17 protein-coding genes are annotated in these 14,855 nt (G+C 71.8%); 6 read left to right on the forward strand and 11 right to left on the reverse strand.

Features of this window, described 5'->3' with window-relative positions; translation table 11 throughout:
• Positions 1 to 10: 10 nt before the first annotated feature.
• Positions 11 to 1,030 (reverse strand): glycosyl hydrolase, encoded by a 1,020-nt coding sequence (locus tag N5I75_RS03405; RefSeq protein WP_476674111.1) that lies wholly within the window; start codon positions 1,028 to 1,030, stop codon positions 11 to 13.
• A 212-nt stretch (positions 1,031 to 1,242) separates the two neighbouring features.
• Between N5I75_RS03405 and N5I75_RS03410 the strand changes: the two genes are divergently transcribed.
• Positions 1,243 to 2,283 carry a LacI family DNA-binding transcriptional regulator gene (locus tag N5I75_RS03410; RefSeq protein ID WP_476674113.1) on the forward strand — a complete coding sequence of 347 codons (1,041 nt, stop codon included), beginning with the start codon at positions 1,243 to 1,245 and terminating at the stop codon, positions 2,281 to 2,283.
• 104 nt (positions 2,284 to 2,387) lie between these two features.
• Here N5I75_RS03410 and N5I75_RS03415 read toward each other — a convergent pair whose 3' ends face one another.
• The gene (locus tag N5I75_RS03415) at positions 2,388 to 3,272 is read right to left on the reverse strand and encodes a LysR family transcriptional regulator (RefSeq protein WP_476674115.1); all 885 of its coding nucleotides are present in this window, start codon (positions 3,270 to 3,272) and stop codon (positions 2,388 to 2,390) included.
• A gap of 70 nt (positions 3,273 to 3,342) precedes the next feature.
• Here N5I75_RS03415 and N5I75_RS03420 point away from each other — a divergent pair, with 70 nt between their 5' ends.
• The 3 genes from N5I75_RS03420 to N5I75_RS03430 all read left to right on the forward strand — a co-directional run bounded on the left by N5I75_RS03420 (position 3,343) and on the right by N5I75_RS03430 (position 5,246).
• The gene (locus N5I75_RS03420; protein ID WP_476674117.1) at positions 3,343 to 3,660 is read left to right on the forward strand and encodes a hypothetical protein; all 318 of its coding nucleotides are present in this window, start codon (positions 3,343 to 3,345) and stop codon (positions 3,658 to 3,660) included.
• Positions 3,661 to 3,786: 126 nt separating this feature from the next.
• Complete coding sequence (locus N5I75_RS03425; protein ID WP_476674119.1) at positions 3,787 to 4,284, forward strand: GNAT family N-acetyltransferase; 498 nt, start codon at positions 3,787 to 3,789, stop codon at positions 4,282 to 4,284.
• An 80-nt stretch (positions 4,285 to 4,364) separates the two neighbouring features.
• A complete protein-coding gene (locus N5I75_RS03430; protein ID WP_476674121.1) occupies positions 4,365 to 5,246 on the forward strand; it encodes a hypothetical protein in 882 nt (293 codons plus the stop codon).
• On the opposite strand, the gene N5I75_RS03435 is transcribed toward N5I75_RS03430, so the two are convergent.
• Positions 5,233 to 6,249: a hypothetical protein gene (locus tag N5I75_RS03435; protein WP_476674123.1), complete on the reverse strand. Its 1,017-nt coding sequence runs from the start codon at positions 6,247 to 6,249 to the stop codon at positions 5,233 to 5,235. The two genes, N5I75_RS03430 and N5I75_RS03435, sit on opposite strands and share 14 nt — an antisense overlap.
• A gap of 263 nt (positions 6,250 to 6,512) precedes the next feature.
• Between N5I75_RS03435 and N5I75_RS03440 the strand changes: the two genes are divergently transcribed.
• The gene (locus N5I75_RS03440) at positions 6,513 to 7,484 is read left to right on the forward strand and encodes a TIGR03557 family F420-dependent LLM class oxidoreductase (RefSeq protein ID WP_476674125.1); all 972 of its coding nucleotides are present in this window, start codon (positions 6,513 to 6,515) and stop codon (positions 7,482 to 7,484) included.
• 41 nt (positions 7,485 to 7,525) lie between these two features.
• Here the strand turns inward: N5I75_RS03440 and N5I75_RS03445 are convergent, their stop codons facing one another.
• A complete protein-coding gene (locus N5I75_RS03445; protein WP_476674127.1) occupies positions 7,526 to 8,437 on the reverse strand; it encodes an SMI1/KNR4 family protein in 912 nt (303 codons plus the stop codon).
• Between the two features lie 57 nt (positions 8,438 to 8,494).
• Positions 8,495 to 9,553 carry a vWA domain-containing protein gene (locus N5I75_RS03450; RefSeq protein WP_476674129.1) on the reverse strand — a complete coding sequence of 353 codons (1,059 nt, stop codon included), beginning with the start codon at positions 9,551 to 9,553 and terminating at the stop codon, positions 8,495 to 8,497.
• 101 nt (positions 9,554 to 9,654) lie between these two features.
• Between N5I75_RS03450 and N5I75_RS03455 the strand changes: the two genes are divergently transcribed.
• Entirely contained in the window at positions 9,655 to 9,945 is a 291-nt protein-coding gene (locus N5I75_RS03455; RefSeq protein ID WP_476674130.1) for a DUF3253 domain-containing protein, read from the forward strand.
• A 137-nt stretch (positions 9,946 to 10,082) separates the two neighbouring features.
• Here the strand turns inward: N5I75_RS03455 and ppk2 are convergent, their stop codons facing one another.
• From ppk2 to N5I75_RS03485, 6 genes are all read right to left on the reverse strand, one after another.
• Positions 10,083 to 11,030 (reverse strand): polyphosphate kinase 2, encoded by a 948-nt coding sequence (ppk2, locus tag N5I75_RS03460; RefSeq protein ID WP_476674132.1) that lies wholly within the window; start codon positions 11,028 to 11,030, stop codon positions 10,083 to 10,085.
• A 215-nt stretch (positions 11,031 to 11,245) separates the two neighbouring features.
• Positions 11,246 to 11,809, reverse strand: a complete 564-nt coding sequence (locus N5I75_RS03465; protein WP_476674134.1) for a cysteine hydrolase family protein — start codon at positions 11,807 to 11,809, stop codon at positions 11,246 to 11,248.
• Between the two features lie 27 nt (positions 11,810 to 11,836).
• Positions 11,837 to 12,652, reverse strand: a complete 816-nt coding sequence (locus tag N5I75_RS03470; RefSeq protein WP_476674136.1) for a cytochrome c oxidase assembly protein — start codon at positions 12,650 to 12,652, stop codon at positions 11,837 to 11,839.
• Positions 12,653 to 12,663: 11 nt separating this feature from the next.
• Positions 12,664 to 13,227: a DUF2243 domain-containing protein gene (locus N5I75_RS03475; protein WP_476674138.1), complete on the reverse strand. Its 564-nt coding sequence runs from the start codon at positions 13,225 to 13,227 to the stop codon at positions 12,664 to 12,666.
• Between the two features lie 140 nt (positions 13,228 to 13,367).
• Entirely contained in the window at positions 13,368 to 13,805 is a 438-nt protein-coding gene (locus N5I75_RS03480; RefSeq protein WP_476674140.1) for a DUF6233 domain-containing protein, read from the reverse strand.
• A gap of 5 nt (positions 13,806 to 13,810) precedes the next feature.
• On the reverse strand, positions 13,811 to 14,818 hold the full coding sequence (locus N5I75_RS03485; protein WP_476674142.1) for a DNA polymerase Y family protein: 1,008 nt from the start codon (positions 14,816 to 14,818) through the stop codon (positions 13,811 to 13,813).
• Positions 14,819 to 14,855: the final 37 nt, after the last annotated feature.

Below are 14,855 nucleotides of genomic sequence, written 5' to 3' on the forward strand. Positions count from 1 at the left end.
TCCGGTGGTATTACAGCTTCACCTCACCCTGGTTGAGGACGCGCGGGTGGAAGTAGCCGTTCTGGATCTCGGTGTTGCTGTTCTGGCCCCGCAACTGCTCGGACCACATCATGAAGTAGGCCCAGCGGGTCTGGCTGTCGAGCAGCGAGGCGGTGGGGATCTTCCCCGTCTCGGCGAGGGCGATCGGCTTGCCCGCCGCGATGGACTGCATCTGCGAGTAGTCCGACGAGCTGGGGTAGCTCTTGTACCAGACGTCCAGGGACACGACGTCCACGTAAGCGGAGCCCGGGTAGTAGTTCGACCAGCCGCCCGCGGGGTTGTCCTGGACGTTCCACACCCAGATCAGGTTGTCCAGGCCCTTGCCGACGAGGTAGTCGTGCGTGATTTTGTAGAGCTTCGCGCTGCCGTTGGCGCCGGGGCGGTGGCCCCACCAGTTCCACGTCTCGTTCATCTCGTGCAGCGGACGGAAGAGGACGGGCACGCCCGCGCTCTTCAGCTGGTTGAGGTAGGGCACCGCTTCGTCGAGGCGGCGCTTCCACGCGGTGTTCAGCGACGTGCCGTCGGTGACGATCTGGTTGAACTGGGTGTCGCTGATGCTCGACTTGACGCCGCCCTCGAAGGCACAGGAGCTGCCCTGGGTGGGCGGGCAGACGTGCCAGGTCAGCGTCACCAGCGAGCCGTTGTTCCACTCGGTCTTCGCCTGGTCGATCACGCGCTGGCGGTTCGCCACGTCCGTGGCGTTGAACATCAGGTCACCGCCCCACAGGCCCGGGTACTGGCCGGTGATGTCCTTGACCTGCTGGGTGTACTGGCCGGGGTTGCTGGCCGGTTCCTTGTTGTGCTGACCGGAGACGATGTTCGAGCCGCTGATGGACTTGAGGTAGTCGATCACCTGCTGCCGGGAGCGGCTGGGGAACGCCTCGGCGTCGGGTACCAGCGTCAGCGCCACGAGAGCGGAGACGACAAGAGCGGTGAGCAGCGTGAGGCCGCGCGCCCGTGTCAGCGGTTTTCTGTGCAGAGCTGTGCTCATGGGGACGGGTTCCCTTCCAAGGGGGGAGTGGATGGAGACCGTGCTGGCGGGACACTTTGCACACCGCCGACATCGTTGTCTAGGCGTTGAGCAAGTTAAGTAAAATGCAAGTAATGCAAGGGCTTTCCCGAGTCCCTTTCCTGCCGAGCTGGGCAGTTGTCGACTCAACCGGTCTATGGGGAGCGCCTCATGGACGAGCGACGGGTGGCCGTATGGGTGAACAGCGGGTGACCATCCACGACGTCGCGGCCCGCGCCGGGGTCTCCCGCGCCGCCGTCTCCCTGGCCGTCAACGGCAGGCCGGGCGTCTCCGACGCGACCCGGGCCCGCATCCTCGCCGCCGCCGAAGCCCTGGGCTGGCGGTCGAACCGTGCGGCGGGGACCCGCAACCGGCAGGGCGCGGGCACGATCGGCCTCGTCGTGCGGCGGCCCGCGCGCCAACTCGGCCTGGAACCCTTCTACATGGAGTTCCTGTCGGGTCTGGAGAGCGTCGTCTCGGACCACTGCGGCGCGGTGCTCCTGCGCCTGGTGCGGACCGTGGGCGAGGAGATCGCCCTGCAGAGCCATTGGTGGCGGACCCGGCGGATCGCGGGCTCGGTCCTGGTCGACTTCCGCGAGCACGATCCGCGCGGGCCCGTCCTCGCCCGGCTCGGAATACCGGCCGTCGCGGTCGGCCACCCGTCCCTGACGCGGCCGTTCACCTCGCGCTGGACCGACGACGCCACGGCGGTCGCCGAAGCGGTGCGCTATCTCGCGGCGCTGGGGCACCGCGCCATCGCCCGCGTGGGCGGCTCACCGGAGCTGGGGCACAGCGTGATCCGCCGCACCGCGTTCGCCAGGGCCATGGGCCGGCTCGGGCTCGGCGCCGGACTGCAGGTGGACACGGACTTCTCCGGCGCGTCGGGCGCCAGGGCCACCCGCTCGCTGCTCACCGCCGCGCGCCGCCCCACGGCGATCCTCTACGACAACGACCTGATGGCGGTCGCCGGACTCTCGGTCGCCGCCGAGATGGGGTTCCGTGTCCCCGCCGACCTCTCCCTGCTCGCCTGGGACGACTCGCAGCTGTGCCGCCTCACCCACCCGACGCTCTCCGCGATGAGCCATGACATCCACGCCTTCGGCGCCGACGTCGCCCGTACGCTCCACGACATCCTGGAGGGCGAGCGGGTTCCGGCGCACCCGGTACCGCGACCGACGCTCACCCCGCGCGGCTCGACGGCCGCGCCCGGACAGAGTGGTGCGGGGGCGGTCTGACACTCCCCAGTGATTACGACCGCCCCCGCAGCACATCCTGCTATGGGGTGTCCCCGATCTTGACTCTCAACCCTGTCCGGACGCCTGTACGAGTGTGTCGCTGATCACTCCGGGCTCTCCTCGCCCAGTCTCTGCGCGGCCGCGACGAACGAGGCGACCACGGGTCGGCGGTCCCGCTCGTTCCACGCGAGGACGAGGGTGCTCGCCGGAGCGTCGGCCACCGGTACGGCGACCAGGCCTGGCGGGAGCGGTGCGACCAGGGAGCGGGGCAGTACCGCGATCATCCGGTCCGTCGTGATCATGTGCAGGAGCTGGACCACGTCGGCGACCTCGGGGCCGGTACCGCCGCCCGCGGGCGCACCCGGTACGCCCGGCCAACGCGGCAGCGTCTCGCCCTCCAGGTCCGCCATCCGCACGGCCGCGCGCCCGGCGAGCCGGTGACCGGCCGGGACGACGGCGACCCGGCCCTCGGTGTGCAGCGGCTCGTGGTCGAGTCCGTCGAGGGCGTCGAACGGCGTGTGGAGCAGGCCCACGTCGGCCCGTCCGTCGCGCAGGAAGTCGGTCCGGTCGGCCGGGCCGCTGAACAGGATGTCGACCCGCCGGGCATCCGGCTCTTGCGCGTAGGCGGCGAGCAGCCCGGACAGCAGGCCCGCGTCGCCGCCGGGCTTGAGCACGAGCCGCAGCGGGGCCCGGCTGTCACCGGCGCCGCGGGCCCTGCGGACGGCGGCGGCGACCGCGTTCAGCGCGTGCCGTCCGTGTTCGAGGAGCGCCTCACCCGCCGGGGTCAGTTCGACGTGGCGGCTGGAGCGGACGAAGAGCGGGACACCGAGCCGCGCCTCGACGCGCCGGACCGCCTTCGACAGCGCCGGCTGCGCGATCGACAGCCGGGCGGCGGCCCGGCCGAAGTGCAGCTCCTCCGCGACCGCGACGACGTAGCGGAGTTCGCGGGTCTCCAGCTCGTCCGGGGGCCAGGGGTCTCGCTCATCCATGCCCACAGGTTATCGCCGGATGGCCGACCGGTCTTGGACGGCCGGGGTCGGTGCGGCCAAGAATGGCCACATGATCCAGCACACGATGATCGTCTCCTTCGACGAGACCCCGCCCGACTCCGACCTCGACCAGTACCTCGCGGACATCGAACGCGTCATGGCCGACAGCGGCCTCGTCCAGTCCTTCGCGGCCCGCCGCCACCTGCCCGTCCCCGGGGAGGAGGCGATCCCGGCCCTGATCGCGACCGTGGTCGTGCGGTTCGCCGTCGCCGACATGGACACCCTCGCGAAGGCGTTCACCGTGCCCGCCCTGCACGACGTCATCGCTCACTGGCAGGCGCGGCACCCGTACAAGGTCGCCTGGGCCAACCATGAGGTGCTGGCGTGAGGTGAGCCGCCCGGGAGGCGGCCGGCCACCGCGGAGGCGGGCGTCTTGGCGGGAGGCGGCCGCCGCTGCGGGACCGCCGGTAAAACCAGTCGGTGCGCGGGGCCTTCGGCTGTACTCTCGCCCCTCATGAGCTGGCTGCCCGACGATTTCGTCCACCCCGTCCACGTCCCCGTGCCCACCACCGCGCTGCACCTGCGCCCCATCCGCGAGGCCGACACCCCGATCGACTACCCCGCCGTCATGGGCTCGCGCGAGCGCCTGTGGGAGATCTTCGGCCCCGCCTGGGGCTGGCCCGCGGCGACGATGACGTACGACGAGGACCGCATCGACCTGCTGCGCCACGAGAAGGAGATAGCGGCCCACCAGTCGTTCAACTACGCCCTGTTGGACGAGGACGAGACGAAGCTCCTCGGCTGCGTCTACGTCGACCCGCCCGAGCGCACCGGCGCCGACGCCGAGATCTCCTGGTGGGTCGTGGACGACCTCGTCGGCAGCGCGGAGGAGCGGGCGCTCGACGCGCTGGTGCCGCGGTGGATCGCCGCCGACTGGCCGTTCCGGAAGCCCCGCCGCATCGGCCGCGACCTCAGCTGGCGGGAGTGGCTGGCGCTGCCGCCCGTGGCCTGAACCGGCGCCGGGAACCCCGCACGCCCCGCACGGCGTCCTGACCACCGTCACCCGGAACCGTGCGGAGGTCGGACCAGCCCATGCGACACGACGGACGACGGCCGGCCGCGCTGTACGGATTCACCCTCCGGGTCTCCGCCCTGACGGCCGTGCTCGGCTGCGCGATCCTGGCCGGCGCCTTCGCCGCCGCCTGGGACACCTTCGGACGCGTCCGGGAGTACGCGGACCGCAGCATCGCCGACGAGGACTCCTACTACGCCTACGCCGACGGCTCGATGCCCGAGCTGGCCAGGGTCTTCTTCATGGTGACGCCGCTGTTCCTCGTCCTCGCCGTGCTGGTCGTCTCCGTCCTGCTCGGCGCATACGCGGTCGCCGCGTCGCACGCCGCGCGCGACGACGGTGCCGGCCCGCTCTCCGCCGGCGAGCTGTGGCGGCGCAGCCGTCGCCGCCTGCCCGCGGCCTTCGTGGTCAGCGGGCTGACCTGGCTGGCGGTGGGCGCCGCGGGCGTGGCGGCCTGGTTGTCGGGGTACCGCGCGGCACGCGCCGACGAGTCGTGGACGGACTGGCTGTTCCCGGCAGCCATGGCGGGCCTCGGCCTGCTGCTGTACTCCCGCCTGGCGGTGGCGACCGCCGAGACGGTCGTCGGGGGCCGCAATCCGTTCGCCGCCCTGTACCGCTCCTGGGTGCTGACCCGGCGCGCGCGGTGGCGTGCGTTCGGCATGGTCGCGCTGGTGGCCGTGGCCGCCGTGGTCCTCGTACGGCTGGCGATGTACGCGGTCGGGCCGCTCGCCCACCCCGCCGGGCTCGGGATGCTGCGGCTCAGCGACGGCAACGTGTGGGTGACCGGTGTGCTGATGGAGGTCCTGCCCCTGGGCCTGGCGCTGCTTCTGGTGCCGCCGGTGCTCCTGCCGGGGGTGTGCGCGGCGTTCACCCGGCTGCACCGGCGGCTCATTCGTACATGACGTAACCCGGACGCGGGGTCAGGGCCAGGACCTCGTCCGGTGTCATGAGGCGGCTGCCGCCCTCCGCGTCCTCCTCGAAGAACAGCTTGAACCCGGTGTGCAGGCGCGGCGGGAGCGTGTCGACCAGCCGGTGCCAGGTCTCGCGCTTGAGGTGCGGCGAGCCGATGCCGTCGGCGCTCTTGACGACGGCCACCCCGTCGGGGATCTTCAGGCGCTGCTCGTCCTGGACGACCGACTCGGCGACCTGGTGGTAGACGAACACCTTCTCCGGCAGGTCGTGTTCCTCCACGAGGGAGGCCAGGTAGGCGGCTATGCGGGTGAGTTCGGCGCCGCTCGTGCGGCCGTAGGTGTCGCCCGGCACCTGACCGGGGCCCATCTCCCACTCCGGGTCGACGGCGATCCCGACGTCCGGTTCGGCCAGCCACTTCCGCAGGGCCTTCACCTCGTCGAGGACGGAGGCGCGGCCCGGCTGGATGTTCAGCAGGAGCAGCGCCTTGTGGTCGCGGGCGGCCTTGTGGAAGGTGCGGATCGTGGCGTCGGGGGTGCGGCCGCGGTACAGGCCGTCGGGCCCGGCGCTCGAGTTGGCGACGACCGCCAGGAGTTCCAGGACCGGGAGGACCGTGCGGCCGTCGGCGTAGGCGCGGCCCCGCCGTTCGATCTCCGCGACACGGTCGTCGAGGTCGCCGGTGCCGAGGCGGCCGAGGGCGGCGGCGCCGGGCAGCCCGCAGTAGCCGACGAGCCGGTGCTCAGGGAAGATCCGGCGCCCGCCGCGCGGCAGTTCGGGCCGGTGGCGGGTGGCCTGCGGCGAGGCGGAGCGCGAGCTGGGCGAGGCGGGCTTCGACGAGGTCCCCGGCGCGGAGCCCGCACCGGTGTCCCGGGCGTCGGACGTGCCGCACCCGGCGGCCACCGCGACGGCACTCGCGGCCCCCGCGGTGATCAGCGCGCGCCGCCGCACACGGCCCGCCTCCGCGCTCGTACCGGCGATGTGGCGGTTCTCCCGCACCTGGGCCTCCTGTCCACCACCGGACGGCGTGCGTGTGCCGCCGGGGCGCTCGTGAAGATCATGTCCTCACGGCGCCTTGCCGCAGGGGGTGCGGTGAAACGTCCCGGAGGCATGACCGGACGTTCGGCCGGACGCCCCGGTGACATGCGCGCCCGGCGTCGACGTGGCAGCGTGAGGTGCGGATCTATTTGTCAGCGTATGCGGCGCTTCCGGCCGGTCGGGGTCCGGCGCGGAGCGCGGGCTTCGGCGGGAAAGAGGACAAGGTGCAGATCGGCTACAAGCTGGCCGCGGAGGCGTTCGGCCCCGACGAACTGGTTCGCCAGGCCGTCCTCGCCGAGCAGGCGGGCTTCGACTTCGTGGAGATGAGCGACCACTACCATCCCTGGCTGGACGTGCAGGGGCACTCGCCCTTCGCCTGGACGGTCTTCGGGTCGATCGCGGCGAAGACCGAGCGGATCGGCCTCGCCACCGGCGTGACCTGCCCGACCGTCCGCTACCATCCGGCGATCATCGCCCAGGCGGCCGCGACGCTCGCGCTGCTCTCGGACGGCCGTTTCACCCTCGGCGTCGGCTCCGGCGAACGGCTCAACGAGCACGTCACCGGGCACGGCTTCCCGAACTCCGTCCCGGAGCGGCACGCCCTGCTGCGCGAGGCCCTGGAGATCATCCGGCTGCTCTGGAGCGGCGGCTACCGCTCGTACCACGGCAAGCACCTGCACCTCGACGACGCCCGCGTCTTCGACCTGCCGCCGGAGGCGCCGGTCATCGCGGTGGCGGCCGCCGGGCCGCTCGCGGCCCGGATCGCCGCCGACCTCGGTGACGGGCTGTTCGCGACCGAGGACAAGAGCGAGATCGTCGACGCCTACCGCGCGGCGGGCGGCGACGGGCCGCGCTACGTCGAGGTCCCCATGGCGTGGGCCCCCGACGAGGACGCGGGCGCGCAGGCCGCCCTCGACACCTCCCGCTGGGCGGTCACCGGCTGGAAGGTGATGAGCGAGCTGCCCAACCCGGCCAACTTCGAGGCGGCGACCTCCACCGTCCGCAAGGAGGACATCCTCGCCAAGTTCGCGTGCGGCTCCGATCCGGACCGCTACGTCGAGGTGGCGCAGCCCTTCGTGGACGCCGGGTTCGACCGGCTCGTGATGCAGAACGCCGGGCCCGACCCCGACGGCTTCATCGACTTCTACCAGCGGGAACTGGACCAGCGCCTGCGCGGGCTGACCCCGTCCTCGTAGGCCATGAGCATCGATGAGCGCCGTCACCGGCCGCATCGCGGTCAGCCGCTGACGACGGGCCGCCACCGCTCCTCCTGCCCCGCCTCGACGCGCCCGCGCCACACCAACGCCCCGCCGATCAGGCCGGGCCGTCCCTTCGTGGCCAGAGCCGGGGCTTCGAGCGAGTCGGCGACCTCCTCCAGATAGGTGACGAGGGTGTCAAGATCCTCACCGGGCGGCTCGTCGTACCGGGACCAGCGGCCCAGGAGGCCGGTCGCGGCGTCCAGATACAAGCCGCTCGTCGTGTCGGTGGCACCCAGGGCGGCGACGGGTATCCAGGTCTGCTCCCACCCCGGGTTCAGCCTCCTTCTCATCCGGTACTGCCTGGCGACCGCGTCCAGGGGCAGCAGCGCCCAGTTGTCGAGCAGACACCCACGCCCGTCACATCCGTTCTCCCCACCGGTCAGCAGCCACAGGACGCGGAGCTCGACGGGGACCGGTATGCCGAACTCGGCCTCCAGCGCGGCGATCTCGGCCGGTGCGGCACCGGCGCGGAGCGCCGCGTAGGAGTCCGGGGCACGGCGCTTCAGCCAGCCGGTGACGCGCCCCCAGGCGTCGGCGACCTGCCGGACGGTGACCGCCTCGGCGGCAGGGTCCGGGCGCTCCCGCCCGGCGCCCTGCTCTGCGGTGTCCTCGGCCCCTGACGTGGTCTTCTCGGATTCCTCGTCGGTCACCGGACTCACGTAGCGGATCTGCATGCGGTCCGGCTCGCGGAGGTAACCGACGGCCAGGGTGGGGCAGTCCTCGAACTGGTCGCCGTCGACGATCATGGTCAGGATGCCGGGTATCGAGGACGGGTGCCCCATGTCCGGGGATGCGGCCAGCCGCTCGGCCGTCACCTTGAGGGCGTAGGGGACGCCCTCGCCGTACTGGGCGCAGGTGTCCCGCAGGAGTTGGGGGATCTCGACTCTCACGGCCGGTGTTCCTTTCCGAGTTCCTGTCCGAGTCCCGAGCTCAGCCGAGCCCAGCGGTCAGAGCATGATGAGCAAGCGCGTATTCGCCTTGAGTTTCCGGTTCACCGAGCGGCTCTGCACATAGACCTCCAGCTTCGGATTGTTTCCGGCCTTCACCGAGACGGTTCCCTGTATTCCCGTGCCGAACAGAAGGCTGCGTGCCGCGTCTCCCGTGTAAGCGCGGTCCGTGTCCTTCTCGACGACGACGACTTCCTTGTCCGGCTGGACCTGGACGCGGGCGCCGAGTTGGTAATAGCAGGCGCCGCGCTCATAGGTCACGCCCGGATGGGAGTTGACGAAGGAGCGGATGTCCATTTCCTTGTCGACCTTGAGGAGCCGGTACTTGTCGGCCGCAATCGGGTCGAGGTTCGCGCGTACCTCGTCGACGGATATGTCCTGGCCGACCGCGAAGAGGTTCTTCGTTCCGCGCACGCCCTGCTCCCGCCCCCGCAGGAAGCTGGTGGCCGCCGCGCGCACCGTGCCGATGGCCTCCTCGACGCCCTCCTTGGAGTCCGCGTCCCAGATCGCGATGTTGCCCGCGGGGAAGCCGTAGTTCTGCGCGGTGCGCTTGGCCAGGGAGTTCGGTACGAGGATCGCGGAGGTCCAGTGGCCGGGCAGCGCGCCCATCTTCGCCGTGATGCGGTCCAGCCACGGGCCGAGGACGCTCATGTCGCCGTCGTGGCGCCGGTCGCCGCCCGACGCGTTCTCCTCGCCGTCCGTCACCACGATCTGGAGGAAACTGTGCTCGCCGTACTCCTCCCAGATGTGTTCCAGGTCGTCCAGCGATTTCACCGAGGCCTCGATGAGCGCGGTGGCACCACCGACCACCTGATAAAGCCCGCGCATGGACGGAAGATGCTTCACATCCATGTCCCAGACCAGATTCTCGACACGGTGGTCGAAGGAATAGAGGCTGATCCGGGTCTCGTGCCCGAGGCTGTCCGATTCGGCCTTGAGTCCGGCCACGAACTCGTCCACCACCCGCACCAGTTGATTCTGGTGCGGCCGCATGGAACCCGAACAGTCCACGACGAGCGCGACGTGATTCACCTTGTGCTGAATCCTGCGTGCGGACATGATTCCGCCTCCCCCTCAGGTGCTCCCCGAATGTTGTTCTCACTCTAGGAGGAGGCACTGACAACGAGGCCCCGAGCGGACACCGGTGCGACACTGGGACCATGAGCGACGACAGCGGTGGAGAGGGCGGCGCCAGGACCCAGCGGCGCCTGGAGCGCGCCATCATCGACCTCCTCGACCGTCGCGCCCCGACCTCCTCCATCTGCCCGTCCGACGCCGCGCGCGAGGTCTACACGGGCGAGGGCGAGGGCTGGCGCGACCTGATGGAACCCGCGCGCCGCGCCGCCCGGCGCCTCGTCGAGGCGGGCGAGGCCGAGATCACCCAGGGCGGCGAGCCCGTATCGGCGACGGAGGAGATCCGGGGCCCGATCCGCATCCGCAGGCCCCGCTGAGACCGGCACGGGCTCAGCCCGTGACCGCGACCACCGGCAGCGAGCCGCCGCGATGAGCACGCGCACCTTCGACCGCCGCTCCGCGGCCTACTCCCGCGCGTTCCGCGCCCCGCCCTCCCGCTTCAGGTAGGGGCCGGTCAGGGGTGCTGGCCCCGCCCCTCGACATAACCGGCGAGCCTGCTGGGCGACAGGTCCGCCGGGTCCTCGCCCGCCTCCAGGAGGGTGTCGGCGGGGCCGATGACGAGCGGGTCGAGCTTGCCGACGGCGTCCTCGTCCCGGGAGGCGTAGTCGCACCGCAGCAGGAGGTGGCGCATGGCCTCGAGCCGTCCGCGGCGCTTGTCGTTGGTCTTCACCACGGTCCACGGCGCGTGATCGGTGTCCGTGGCCCGGAACATCTGCACCTTCGCCTTGGTGTAGGCGTCCCACAGGTCGAGCGAGGCGACGTCCGTGGGGGACAGCTTCCACTGGCGTACGGGGTCGACCTGCCGGATCGCGAACCGTGTGCGCTGCTCGGCGCGGGAGACGGAGAACCAGAACTTGATCAGGATGATGCCGTCGTCGGTGAGCATCTTCTCGAACTGCGGCGCCTGCTGGAGGAACTGGTGGTGCTCCTGCGGGGTGCAGAACCCCATGACGGGCTCGACGCCCGCGCGGTTGTACCAGGAGCGGTCGAAGAAGACGATCTCCCCGGCGCTCGGCAGATGCGTGACGTAGCGCTGGAAGTACCACTGGCCCGCCTCCCGCTCGGTCGGCTTGTCCAGGGCGACCACGCGCGCGCCGCGCGGGTTGAGCCGCTCGGTGAAGCGTTTGATGGTGCCGCCCTTGCCGGCCGCGTCGCGTCCCTCGCAGAGCACCATGACGCGCTGCCCCTGCTCGCGAATGGACTTCTGCAGCTTGAGCAGCTCGATCTGCAGCAGGCGCTTCTGCCGCTCGTACTCGGCGCGCTTCATCTTCCGCGTGTACGGATAGTTCTCGCGCCAGGTGCGCAGCGGACGCCCGTCCTCGTCCAGGAGTATGGGCCGCTCCGGCTGGGAGTCGTCGACGCTCAGCCCGTCCAGGAGGTGTTCCTCGGTCTTGTCGCTCATCGTCCAGTCCTCATGGGTACGTCCTTACCCTGCCGTTTGTCGGAAAAGCGGGCCACTTGGCCCCTTGCCCGCACGGCTTTCCCGATGAGACTGGGAGTGTCGGCCTGCGTGTCCGCGCGTACGGGCGTCCGCGCGTGCGACCGCACGGGTGGAGGCGCCGGCTGACCGGCCGGGCCCGCTTCGGCAGTGAGGCGGGCGGCCGCCGGACAGCGCCCTCAGGCACCGGGGGCGACGGCCGCGACCCATGCGTCGACGGTGACGACGTCCGCCCACTGGGGGAACAGCCGCTCGGTGAGGACCCGGTGCACCTCGGGGTCGGGGTCCACGCACGCGTCGGAGAGGACGGTAAGACCGAAGTCCAGGTCGTTCGCCTGGCACAGGGTCGACAGGACCACGGCGCTCGTGGCGATGCCGCTCAGGACGAGACGGGTGATCCCGCGCGAGCGCAGCACCGTGTCGAGATCGCTGCCCGAGAACGCGCTCGCCCGCCGCTTGGTGACGACCACCTCGCCGGGCAAGGGCGCGATCTCGGGGTGGATCTCCGTGCCGGGCTCGCCCTCGACGTAGAGGCCCGCCTTCTTGATGCCGAGCAGCGCCCTGTTGCGCGTGCCGACCTCGGGGTGACCCGGGCGCAGCGCGATGACCACGTAGATCACGGGGATGCCCGCCCGCCGCGCCGCGTCGATCGCCCTGCGAAGGCGGGGCAGGTAGGCCGGGTCGTCGACCGCGATGTCCACGACGGCCCGCTGGACGTCCATCACGAGTAAGGCGCCGCTCATGTCGTCTCCACGGCCGGATCCTACGTCCTACGTGGCGGTCGCCACGGGGTTCGTCCGCACCCTCCGCCGACGCTCGGGCCGCCAGGTCGCGACGAGCGCGGCGGCGAGCAGCAGTTCGGCGATGTCGCCGCCGTAGTACATGAGTTGGGCGCCCGCCCGCACCTCCTCGACCGGTGCGCGGACGTCGATGAGGAAGCCCCCGTACATCAGCTGGGAGATCGTGGCGTGCGCGGCGACGGCGACGCCGAGGACGACGAGCCGTGCGGGCACCCCGGGCCGGGCCGGCGCGGGGTCGGGACCGGCGACGACCCAGGCGAACAGGCAGCCCGACAGCAGGAAGTGCACATGCATCAGCCAGTGCAGTACGGGCCGGTCCATGGTCGCGTTGTAGAGCGGCGTGAAGTAGAGGAGAGCGAGCGTGCCCGTGCTCAGGACGAGCGCGGTGACCGGGTGGGCGACGACGCGTGCCGGGCGGCTGTGCAGCACGCCCGTCAGCGCCCGGGCCCGGGCGGCGGGGAGGGTGCGCAGCACCAGGCTGACCGGTGCGCCGAGGACGAGGGCGAGCGGCGCGAACATGCCGACGAGCATGTGCTGCGCCATGTGTCCGCGGAAGTCCCCGTGCGCGAAGGGGGCCAGGGGCGGCAGCAGGGCCAGGGCGAGCAGCAGGCACCCGGTCAGGAAGGCCGCTGTCCGCAGGCGGCTCCAGCCCTGGACGGGGTTGCGGCGACGGGCCCGTGCGACCAGGAGGAGGTAGGCGCCGGCGAGCAGGGCTATGGCGAGCGCGGGCAGCAGGACGCCCCACACGTCGCCGCCCGCGCCGGACCGGGGCGTGTGCCCGTGCATGTCGTGGTGCATCACACCCGCCGGGCGGTGAGGTCGGCGTCCGCGCTCTCGGCGTCGGGATCGAAGGGGCTCCCCGAGCGCTGGAGGAGGTAGCCGCCGGCGATCAGGAGGACGCCCAGGAGCAGGAACGCCATGTCCCACCAGATCTGGTGCGGGCCGCCGTGCACGTGGTGGATGCCGAGGATCTGGTGGTCGAGGAGGCCCTCGACGACGTTGAACACACCCCAGCCGACCAGGATCCAGCCCCACAGCACCCGCGAGGTCCACACCCGGCGGCGGTGGTGGGTGACCCGGGAGTACAGGATTCCGAGGCCGAGGATGACCGCGACCCAGCACACGACGTGGAAGATACCGTCCCACACGGTGTTCATCTCCAGGCCGGAGACCGTGTTCGCCGGGTAGTACTTCACCCCGATCCGGTCGGTGTTCGTACTGGTCAGCATGTGGTGCCACTGGAGGAGCTGGTGCAGCAGGATGCCGTCCACGAACCCGCCGAGCCCCACCCCGAGAACGATGCCGGGGAGCTGGATGCTGCGGGGCTCCGTGTCCGCCCGTACCTGACCTGTGGTCGCCATCAACCGTCCCGTCCGCTGGTACGTGTGTGTCTGAACCAGTACACGTGTGCCCATCCTGGGCCACACCTCACGAACGGGCGGCCATTCGGCCGAATGGCAGCGATGAGCGACCGGCCGCCGACGGCGGAGGATTCAGGCCCTCAACTGTTGATGCCCAGACCGAGCGCCGTGTCGGGGCGGCAGTGGACGCACGCCGGGACCGGTCCGTTGTGCAGCGCGTCGCGGGCCTGGTCCGCCGTGATCGGGCGGGAGCGCTTGCCCGCCATGTGACAGCCGCCGGCGTGGACGTAGACGGCGGCGCGTCCGGTCAGGCCGACCTCAAGGAGCCACTCGGGCGGTTCGGGGCGGGCGGCCGCGCCGCGCGCGTGCTCCGCGCGGCGCCGCTTCTCGTCCTCGATCCAGCGCTGGGTGCGGGCGAGGTCGCGTTCCTGTACGCGCTTGAGGAACTCCAGCTGCGTCAGCCGGTCGTTCGCCGCTGATCGCTCGGCGGCGGCAGAGGCGACAGAGGCGGCGGAGGCGGCAGAGGCGCCGGAGACTCCGGGGGTGGTGTCGGCAGCGTCGGCGGTGTCGGGTTCCACGCCGCTCACGCCGCCTTGTGCAGCAGGGCGGCGGGGCCGACGCTGCCGTGGCCGAAGCGCCGGTTGGCCCGGTCGACGGCCTGTTCGGCGCGCAGGCGCATCTCGCGCCCCCGGTCGAGGCTGATCTGCTCGGCGGCGGCGCCCGCGGCGACCAGGTCCTCGGCGCGGACGAGCAGGCCGACGAGGCGGCCGCGCTGGAGGCCCGCGCGGTCCATGAGCCGGTAGGCGGCGGTGCGCAGGTCCTCGTCGTGGGCGGAGGCCTCGGGCAGGCGCAGCGTCTTGGTCCAACGGGCGCCCGCGGCGAAGTCGAGTTGCAGGGTGAGGCCGCGGGCGACCTGGTCGCGCGTGCGCAGAGTGGCGGCGATCTCGACGACCAGGTCCAGGAGGCGGGCGCGGACGGTGGCGCCGTCCATCACCTGCCGCTCGAACCGGTGCCGTACGGCCGCCGACATCGGCAGCGTCCTCGGGGTGACCGGACGCGGATCGATGCCGCGGGCCCGGTCGTGGGCGAGGCGTCCCGGCCGCCCGCCGAGCACCCGCTGGATCGTGGCCAGGGGCAGCGTGGCGAGCATGCCGACGGTGTGGATGCCGTAGTCGGTGAGCGCGGCCGCGTGCACGGGCCCGACGCCGTGCAGCTCCGCGACGGGCAGCGGTGCGAGGAAGTCCTCGACCTCGTCCGGCGCGACGGCGACGATGCCGCCGTGCTCCGGCGCCCGCGCCGACGCGGTGGCCGCCACCGCCCAGGTCGGGGCGAGCCCGATCCGCAGGTCGACCGAGAGCCGGGCCAGCGCACGCACCCGGACCCGCTCGGCGATGCGCAGCGCGGGCACCCCGTGGTAGCGCAGCGCGCCGCGCAGCTCCACGACGGCGGCGCCCGGCGGCAGCGCCTGCACCACGGGCGACATCTCCGCGAGCGCCTCCAGCACCTCGCGGTAGGCGGGCTCCGGCAGGCCCGCGGGCACCCGTACGTGCATCACCGTCGCCTCGGTGTCGGTCCTGGCAGTCCTGGGCATCACAGCCACCTCCCACCCAGAACGATACCGAACAAGT

This window comes from Streptomyces sp. R818 (genome assembly GCF_056172735.1).